Raw genomic sequence first — 732 nt, forward strand, 5'->3', positions numbered from 1 at the left:
CGGACCCTCGTAGCCGATCGCGTTCAACATGCGGAAGCAGTCCTCCCACGGCACGTCCCCGTGCCCGGTCGAGATGAAGTCCCAACCCCGCCGCGGGTCCGCCCACGGCAGATGCGACGACAACCGCCCGTTCCGACCATTCGACAAGCGCTTCTTCGTGTCCTTGCAATGCACGTGATAGATGCGGTCCTGGAAGTCCCACAAGAACCCCACCGGGTCGATGTCCTGCCACACCATGTGCGAGGGATCCCAGTTCAACCCGAACGACTCCCGATGCCCGATCGCCTCCAACGCGCGCTTCGTGGTCCAGTAGTCATACGCGATCTCCGACGGATGCACCTCGTGCGCGAACCGCACCCCGACCTCCTCGAACACATCCAGGATCGGGTTCCACCGATCCGCGAAGTCCTGATACCCCGCATCCACCATCGCTTCCGTCGCGGGAGGGAACATCGCCACGTACTTCCAGATCGACGACCCGGTGAACCCGGTCACCGTCTTCACACCCAGCGCCGCCGCCAGGCGGGCCGTGTTCTTCAGCTCCTCCGCCGCGCGCTGCCGCACCCCCTCCGGCTCCCCGTCGCCCCACACGCGGTCGGACACGATGTCCCGATGCCGCTGATCGATCGGGTCGTCGCACACGACCTGCCCCTTGAGATGGTTCGAGATCGTCCACACCTTCAGACCATTGCGCTCGAGGATGTCGAGCCGCCCCTGGACGTACTCGGCGTC

Annotated in this window: 1 protein-coding gene; it reads right to left on the reverse strand. The window is 65.4% G+C overall.

What is annotated here, in order from left to right; translation table 11 throughout:
- On the reverse strand, positions 1–732 hold a 732-nt coding region (locus C5E10_RS12655), incomplete at both ends, for a sugar phosphate isomerase/epimerase (protein ID WP_104331936.1).

Origin of the sequence: Pseudoclavibacter sp. RFBG4, assembly GCF_002931515.1 — a bacterium.
Taxonomy (GTDB): Bacteria; Actinomycetota; Actinomycetes; order Actinomycetales; family Microbacteriaceae; genus Pseudoclavibacter.